The 8542-nt window shown below is 60.0% G+C and carries 6 protein-coding genes; all 6 read left to right on the forward strand.

Going from position 1 to position 8542, the window contains the following annotated elements; translation table 11 throughout:
- The first annotated feature begins 253 nt into the window (after window positions 1–253).
- The 6 genes from ACZ4NT_RS38175 (at window position 254) to ACZ4NT_RS38200 (ending at window position 8457) form a co-directional block, all read left to right on the forward strand.
- Window positions 254–1474, forward strand: a complete 1221-nt coding sequence (locus tag ACZ4NT_RS38175; protein ID WP_467730001.1) for an SGNH/GDSL hydrolase family protein — start codon at window positions 254–256, stop codon at window positions 1472–1474.
- 1321 nt (window positions 1475–2795) lie between these two features.
- Complete coding sequence (locus ACZ4NT_RS38180) at window positions 2796–4259, forward strand: alpha/beta fold hydrolase (protein WP_467730011.1); 1464 nt, start codon at window positions 2796–2798, stop codon at window positions 4257–4259.
- A 544-nt stretch (window positions 4260–4803) separates the two neighbouring features.
- Window positions 4804–5463, forward strand: a complete 660-nt coding sequence (locus tag ACZ4NT_RS38185) for an SMP-30/gluconolactonase/LRE family protein (RefSeq protein ID WP_467730003.1) — start codon at window positions 4804–4806, stop codon at window positions 5461–5463.
- A 662-nt stretch (window positions 5464–6125) separates the two neighbouring features.
- On the forward strand, window positions 6126–6767 hold the full coding sequence (locus ACZ4NT_RS38190; RefSeq protein ID WP_467730005.1) for a uridine kinase family protein: 642 nt from the start codon (window positions 6126–6128) through the stop codon (window positions 6765–6767).
- 946 nt (window positions 6768–7713) lie between these two features.
- On the forward strand, window positions 7714–8211 hold the full coding sequence (locus ACZ4NT_RS38195) for a helix-turn-helix domain-containing protein (protein WP_467730007.1): 498 nt from the start codon (window positions 7714–7716) through the stop codon (window positions 8209–8211).
- A 15-nt stretch (window positions 8212–8226) separates the two neighbouring features.
- Window positions 8227–8457 carry a hypothetical protein gene (locus ACZ4NT_RS38200; protein WP_467730009.1) on the forward strand — a complete coding sequence of 77 codons (231 nt, stop codon included), beginning with the start codon at window positions 8227–8229 and terminating at the stop codon, window positions 8455–8457.
- Window positions 8458–8542 lie beyond the last annotated feature (85 nt).

Here is an 8542-nt window from a genome sequence, read left to right on the forward strand (position 1 = left end):
CCACAGGCAGAGCATGCTGCTGGCCTCGTTGCTCACGCTCGTCTTCGACACGCTCGCACCCTAACCAGCAACATGATCGGCCGGACAAGTCCTAGCCCAACTCGGCTCCCGCAGACAGCGGTTGAGTAGGTACCCCTCTCTTGTACTGACGGGTAGGGGTGTGCATCCTGTTCGTGACGCAGTCTGCTGCTAGGCACCTCGCCCGTCTCCTCGAGTCAGCAAGCGACCTCACTGTCCTGCGCAAGGAGAACGAATGTTAGTCAGACGTTGCCTTCGAAAAGCGTTGCAGACGTGCGGACTCATCTCCGTGCTGGCGGCAACAACTGTCGCAGCCCCAAGTACCGCGCACGCTACTGCCCCCCCTGCTGGTGGCCCATGGATCGTTAGTATTGGTGACTCGGCCATCTCCGGCGAGGCAGGACGCTGGGCCGGAAACACAGAGCTCAATGCCTCGAATGTCGATGCCCTCGGCGCCAGCGCCTACTTCGACAATGCCACCCGTAGTGCAGAACAGATTTCTGGTTGCCATCGCTCCCACGCGGCCGAAGTCCACATCTCTGGCGGCATATCGAGCCTCAACCTAGCATGCTCCGGCGCCCGCACCTACACGGTTAACGAGAAGGGGAAGAACTTCAAGCCAGGCTTGGACTTCTACAGCTCATCTAGCGGCGAGAAGAGCCAGCTTGTCCTGCTTCAGGAGTTCGCATCCACTCACCGCGTCAAGGCGATCACGGTTCTCATCGGGTCGAACAACTATAGATTCTCAGACATCGTCCGGACATGTGTGCTGGACTGGTACTTCTCCTCAGTATGGGCGCAACGGCACTGCCAGGACGAGCCGTCCATGCAAGCCAACTTCTCTCCTGCTAACGTCGACGTCCAGACTCAACTCGTCGCAGGCGCGCTGCGCGACATCAACCGAGCGATGACCCAAGTCGGCTACGCAGCGGATTCATACACCATCATCGCCCAGACCTATTCGTCGCCTATCCCGTCGGCTAGCCGATTCCGTCATCCGGAGAGCGGGCACAGTCGAGCCAGCGCTGGATGCGGAATCTGGGACGCCGACGCGGACTGGGTGCAGGCGACTGTGGTCCCGACGTTCAATAACACCATCAAGAAGGCGGTTGTCAAGTCTGGGCTCGGGAATATAAAGGTCCTCGACGCTCGAGATGCCCTAGTGGGGCATCGGTTGTGCGAGAAAGGCGTCGGCGAACTTGAAGAGGTGAATGTGCCTTCATGGAAGAGTCCGCTTGCGGTTGACCGCACCGAATGGGTGCAGCAGGTTCGCACCGCCACCACTCTTGTCGGCCCGTACCAGCTTCAGGAAGACGGGCATCCTAGCTATTGGGGCCAATTAGCGCTGCGGAACTGCCTGCGTCAGTCCTATAACGACGGGGCGCCGAAGTCCGGGAGTTGCACCTCCGGGACGGGTACGAACTCCCGAGGTGAGCCCAACATGATTTTCAGCTAGGGCATTCAGAAGGTCTATGATACTTCCTCTTAGGGCGGCGTGAATGATGTATAGGTCCGGGGGTGCAGCGCGATCCCTAACGCAGGCAGAGGGTGTCCGTCCCAGCGGAAGGGCGAAGGTTCCCATAACCCGCCTCCCCACCAGCAGGTTCTAGGGTGCCTCAATGATGAACCGCTTGTGGTCCATTATGTTTTCGTCTCCATTGAATCCCTGGCCGAAGCGGAAACCGTGATTGTCCGCGCGGACTCGAATCGGTCAACCTGGCGTTCTCATGTCCTGCAGCCGCCGATCACACAGCGCGTCATCACCACGGCGCTTCCCGCCTCGTGCCGCGAGTGAAGTTCCAGCGCACAACGAACGGGTCAGAACAGAGGGCGGCTCGGCAGGTGCCTACGGGCGCCCGGTTCACGTACAGCATGGAAGATCGTCCAGCTGATCTTCTCCGGCGGGGTCCTTGCCCCTTTGCGCCCCTTTGCGGGCTGGCTCTCGCGAGAGTCTCAGCTGAGCTAGATTCCCTGCTGAGCGGATGGATGCCCGCCCAGAGATTCATTCCAGGAAAAACTAAACGTTCTTCCAGTGCACGGGGGCCCGGCAAATTTAAATGCAAGCCGAGCCAGACGCACTTTCTCTATGACAGTAGTTTGCCACTTGCTATCCTAGCGCTGGCAGACTTGCACCAGTCCTTCACGGGCGCCGCCGCGCATGCTCATAGCATGATGCTGATAGTTGGCGACGAATGGAGCAACGTGTGAAGAATTCACAGCCCACAGCGCCCACGTATCCAGAAGCATGTGCGCCAGGAAGACATACTGGGGGCGTCTACGCTGCCCCCGATACGCTCGTCGATGCGGCACAGGAGAACCGGCTTGTCAGCGATTTGCGTGACGCCGCTAAGACACACGACCCGAACGAGATCATTGTTCGGGCCGCCGTCGCGTCCTACCAGCGATCGCAGTCATCGCCTCGTGTAGACCAGCGGCTGCCTGAAGCCCTCGCTGACCTAGCGGTCTCCGGGCACTTCGCGGGAACTAGATACAGAGCCACCGGGTTGAACATCTCAACCATCACCCAGCGAGCCATATCTGTACTCACGACGGTCTGGGGCTACACCCCATCCCCTACCCAGGTCCGCGAGCAGGTGCAGAAGATGGCCTCACGGGCCGGTGCCGTCAATACTGCGCTCCGTGGATCCCCAGCTGAGCGTCATCTGACTAGGCCGAGCCTCGGTTGGATCGCGGTTTCAGGTGAGGACGACCCGCCGGACAGGCCCGTTAATGTGCCCAGTTCTCCAGATGCCCAGTACGACATCGACGTCACTTGTATGGGACATACCATACGTTCACGCTATGTGATTTCGTCGAGCAAGTGGACGTTTCCTTACCCCTCGGTACCCCCGGACGACGATGTGATCCTTTTCATTCACGGCCATAGCTCGAGGGCCGAGGAAGCTGCTGATCTCATACCGGAACTGCAGCAAGCTGCCAGCGCACACGGACGTAGCGTTACAATTATTGCCCCGGACTTGGTCAGTTCGGGATATTCAGAGACTCTCGACCACACATTCGTTGCGCCTCTCAGCGGGAGCAATTATCCGGGTGGATATCCCATTCTGGAGTTTTTGGAAAAGTTCATAATAGCCTTCACGGAAGCGCTCGAAAAGCTCCTCTTTATTCACGGGGATAGCCGGACTCGACCACTTAGAAGCCGAATCGTAGCAGTCATTGGTGGCAGCCTCGGAGGGAATCTGGGGCTCAGACTCGGCGAGCGAGTAGATCAGCAACATCTCTGGCTGCGAAATATCGTATCGTGGTCACCTGCTTCCGTCTGGACAACATTTGCCAACGACATCATCAAGGGAATAGCACTGTCCCAGTTAAAAGACAGGGCGGACGCACAGGAATCTAGCGGAAGCCGTCGTAACTATTTCAAACAATCATTCGATGATTCCGCACCCTTAATCCCCCCGCAACCGCAAATGTGGTATAGGGACGATTGGGCCCCATGCAAGAAAATACATATCCAAAGGGCTCGAACGGAACGTCAAGAGATTTACACCGCCGAGTTCCGGCGTTGGCACTGGCGCCTCGCCCTTGAGCAACTCCTATTCAGCCACCAGGAATCCGATACTTCGGACGGTCGCCCCCGATATGAATCGCTCCGATCAAACACACTCTTGTGTGCCGGCGAGAAAGACAATTACGCCTGGAGTAACATCTACAGCGCCACGAAGCGACTGACGTCACTAGCTAAGGGGGCGCCTGGAAATTCGCTGTTTCTCCTAGATACTGGGCACTCAATTCACAACGAACGGCCGAGAACACTAGCAGTTACTATCTCTAAATTCGTTTACGCATCCGGCTGGCCAAGCCAGCAGGGCTGGTACCTGTGCATTGCATGCAAATGCCTCCACCATACAGTCGGCATCGCAGGAGTATGCGCAGCGACACACAGAAACCACCTGCCTGCAGCCTCAGAATTGACGCCCGTAATTAACTGCCCTGAATATCCAGGAGTGTACGGGTGGACGCGCTGCCACTCTTGCCAAGGGCTTTACCATCCCGATCTATCGCTCGGCATATGCCCGCGCGGAGAGTCTCATCGAACAACTGATGGCTGCGCCTATTCATTGCAGCTGGCCAATCCGCCGCAGTCAGGAAGCCACACAGGATGGCGGTGGTGTCGAAAATGTGCGTTGCTGATGCTCGACAACTTTGGGCACTGTCCAGCCGGAGGAGTTCATGACGGATCAGACAGTTCCTACTTCAGAATACCACAAATCGGCTAGGTAAAGCAGACTAATCATCCAGAAAAGAGGCGCTTCCCATTCAATCCATAGCCACGAGCTAAGGAGAAGCATGAACAGGCGCACAATTCTGCGGGTGGGGATAACTTCGCTCGGTACAGCAGTGACCTCCTCCCCCCTCGTCAGGGCGCCGGCACGGGCGGCGGCACCCCGAGGCGCCGAGGAAAGCGCGACTCGAATTCGGAGAGGTTATCGGCTTCAAGTCGTAGCCCGATCTAGAGGAATAGTGAGTGGAACTGGATTGAGTTGGCACGATGTTCCAGCTTCGGCCGCATGCTTCAGCGACGGACCGGACTGGATCTATGTTTCAAACTCGGCGGACTATGCTATGGGCTGCGTCAGTGCCCTCCGCTTCTCTGGACGAGAGGGTTACGTCAAATCGGCATGGAAAATCGGCGCAGAGCTGCCAATAAGTGCCGTTGGCGCCCCGGGGCCGGGGAGATCGTGGATAACAGCGGGAACTGATCAGGTACGAGGCGAGCGTTCTTTCATCCGAAATTCGCCCCAGGCTGCAGTGCTATGGAGGATGGATCCCTACTCTAGCTCTGGAGTTCGGAAAAAGATCGCTGCAATGGACGCACCTCTAGTGGCGATAATGGTCGACAGTGCATCTCTCTTCATGTACCTCCTCGAAGATGCGGAGTTGGCAACTCTCAGAAGAGTTCGCATTGAAAAGTCAGGAAACCTCCCATCACTGAAAGACATGGGGTGGGAAACCCTAACGAGGGCACGCGGCGGTAGCGTCAGATCGACGGAGTTCTCGAGGTCAATGAAAGATTCAAGTGAAGTCAAGTTTCACCGCCCAGTGGCAGCTTGCTTGCACCGTGGAAAAATATGGGTAATAGCTGACGGCGGAGAAACTTTACACTCATACGATCTACTTAAAAGAAACGCACCGAAGCTCATAGCCACGGGCCTCGGCGGCTCCCTGAGCCCCGGATTTGGCGCAATGGCCGCATCTCCAACCGGTGGAGTATATTTTGCGACTACTGCGGGCAGTACAGGAATATTGAGGGTTGCAGAAAATGGCAAGGTGAAAAAATTTTTGGAAAATGAAGAAGGTTCCGAAATTGGAGGCCTTGCGTTCAGCCCGAACGGACACCACCTATATTTCTCCACGCCGTACGGTTCAGGCGGAAGCGGCGCATGTGGTGCTGTCTATTCGGTAACCAGGTCGGAAGAGTGAGGGGGGCACTGTGACCCTCGTTTTAAGCCAGCACGGCCACGAGGGCACCTCGAACGGCAGCGGCAGCCCTATGTCGCGGAGCTGAAGGGGCGGTTTGCCGCACGCGCACGTTCGTTCGCTGGACGAACGAAACGGCAGATAGCTGAGGTTTTACGGTCTAACACTGCGGAAGAATCCCTGACGAGTTCATCGCCGTCGACGACCCAGGATAGCGACAAGCGCAGGCTCCGGACCCCCTATTCTGTTGGTCGTAAGAGCCCTTCGCTCGAACGGCGTTTGTGCAACGCGTCGACTCTTTCCCGATGAGGACACCTGGCGTCAGCTGTGACAAGCCACGACCCATCGCAGGCTCACCTACACTCCCACGGCGTGTGTTCCCCGCGACCGACATCGCCAGCTCAAGGTCATGCTCCCTGTCGACCAGCAGATAGCAGATCTCCGCCTCCACAAGCGGCCCAGCTGTTGTCCGCATCTGATGTCACGTCAGTTCGCTTGTCCGAGGATCAGCTGGGTGCAGGTCGACCCCAGGTCGCGGCCCTGGCCACTGAACCAGGGCGCGTTCCCCTGCTTGCCATCGGCGAACACGCCGCCGTACATTCCCTGCACCCGGCTTGCCCGGCCGCTTTGTCTATCCCCTTTTGAGCACATGAGGAGTGCCCGGTATGACGGGTGTACTGGCGGTCGCAGGGGGCACCGCATCCGGCAAGTCCACCCTTGCCGAAACCTTGTCGCTGCAGTGTCCCGAGAGCGTGGCGCTGGTCCATATGGACGACTATTACGTGCCTGCGCACGACCCCCTGAGGGGTATGTGGACAGTCAGTGCCGACGGGCACCCTGTCCTTGACTGGAACCATCCGGGGTCCATCGACGAGACGGCGCTGGCACACGCCATCGACGCGGCACTGCTGTCCCCCGGTGTGCTGCTGGTGGTGGTCGAGGGCCTATTCGCGCTGTCACTGCCGTCCGTGGCTCGGCGGGCGGCGTGGCGGGTGTACGTCGACACCCCTGACGACATACGTCTGGCCCGCAAGATCCTTAGGAAGATCGAGGGGCAGCAGCAGGACCCCCGACTGTCCCTGCGCAACTATCTACAGACCGGCAGGGACCGCCACGCAGCCCATGTCGCGCCCTCCCGAGCAGCGGCCGATCTAATCGTGGACGGGACCGCGAGCGAGACGGAGATGCTGGCAGCCGTCATGCCCTTAATCGGGCCGACTCTCACACCGCCGCCCGTGGCGCCCTTGCGGGCACGGGAGTCGTGCAGTGTGGCCCGCCCTCCCACGGCCCCGGTGCTCGCTCTGTGACGCCCTTACGAGTTGGTGCGTGATGGTTGGATGCCTATTCACGAGGGTTTCACCAGCCGTTCTTGTGGAAAGTGAGGGGGTTGCGGTCTTGGCGACGAGGGCGCGTGCGGGGGCCGTGGTAGCGGGTGGCGAAGATCTTCCAGTGCTTCAGGTGCGCGATGGCATGTTCGACCGCGGCCCGGAGCCTGTTGACGGAGCGGTTGGAGCGGTTGGCCCCTGGGCTCCTTTGGGCCGTACCTTGCTGGGCGGCTTGCGCCTGGGCGTGAGCTGTCCGTAGCCGACGTAGCCCAAGTCGCCCATGCCCTCCCGTTCCGTGAAGGCTTCGGGGAAGCCTGACTGACGCCAGGCATGATGTCGTGGCGGGAGCTCGGGACGGGTGTGGAGACTGCGAGGAGGTCCCCGGCCAGGATGGCGCCGGCCTGCAGTCAAAAGCCGGTGTCGCGGTGCTTGCCGGAGAAGGGCAGTGCCCTCGCCGACCCAGTCCCACATGATGACCAGGATGCCGTCGACCAGCGCGTTTCCGACCCAGCCCAAGACCTCGGCCAAGTCACAATCGTGGCAGGCCAAGACCTTTCTCCACCACCCGCAGCAGGCCGTCCACCCACCTGGAGACCGTGCCCTAAGAGACCCCGAACAACTCCACGGCCGCCTCCTGGACCGGGTTCTGCCGCAGCAAGAACAGCGCCAGCACGACGGACACGGCCCTACCCCGATAGGTTGCTAACCTCCTCGCACCCATCACCCTACCGAACAGGGCCACCCTCACGATCAAGCACAGCACCCGTCTCGAACAGACCTCCCGGTGAGGTGTGTTTTCCCTGGTCGCGACCGATTTTCAGGCTGTGGTTACTTCAGTCAGAGATGAGGGCGGCGATGGTGCTAGTGATCTGAGTCGGAGATTTGTCGTTGGTTGGGCATCAGTCGTCCGGGCTCGAGGATTCCGCTGTTGTCGGTCACTGATGCCCAGCGGGCGGTGCTGAAGGGCTGGTTACGCCGCCGAACGACGGCTCAGGCTCAGGCTCAGGCTCTGGCCCAGCGGTCGCGGATCGTGCTGGAGTGCGCCGAGGGCCACTCGATCATGGAGGTGTCCCGTCGGCTGCGGATCACTCCGGACACGGCCCGCACCTGGCGGCGCCGGCTCCTCGAACGCGGCCTGAACAGTTTGCGCGACGACCCCAGGCCCGATGTCCCAAGGAAGATCACCGATACCGATGTCGAGCGGATGATTGTCAAGACGCTCGCGCAGACGCCGAAGAACGCGACCCACTGGTCGACGAGGTCGATGGCCGCTGCCACAGGCATGTCGCAGTCGACAATCTCGCGGATCTGGCGGGCGTTCGCCCTGGCCCTGTACCGGCCGCAGACGTTCAAGGTGTCGACGGATCCACTATTCATCGACAAGGTCCGCGACGTCCTCGGCCTCTACCTGGACCCGCCGGAGTAGGCGCTCGTGCTCTGCGTGGACGAGAAGTCGCAAATCCAGGCACTGGACCGGTCCCAGCCGGTCCTGCCGATGATGCCCGGTGTCCCCGAGCGCCGCAGCCACGACTATGTCCGGGCCGGCACCACGACCCTGTTCGCGGCCCTTGAAGTCGCCACGGGCAAGGTCAGCAGCTCCCTCCACCGCCGTCACCGGACGGAGGAGTTCAAGAAGTTCCTGGCCAAGCTCGACAAGGAGATCGGACCTTGACCCCGGATTTTGGACACCGGAGACACTTGGATCTTGATGGTCCAGGAGAACGGAGTCCCTGTGGGGATGAAGCATTACCCCGCCG

This window comes from Streptomyces sp. NPDC026417 (assembly GCF_055567695.1).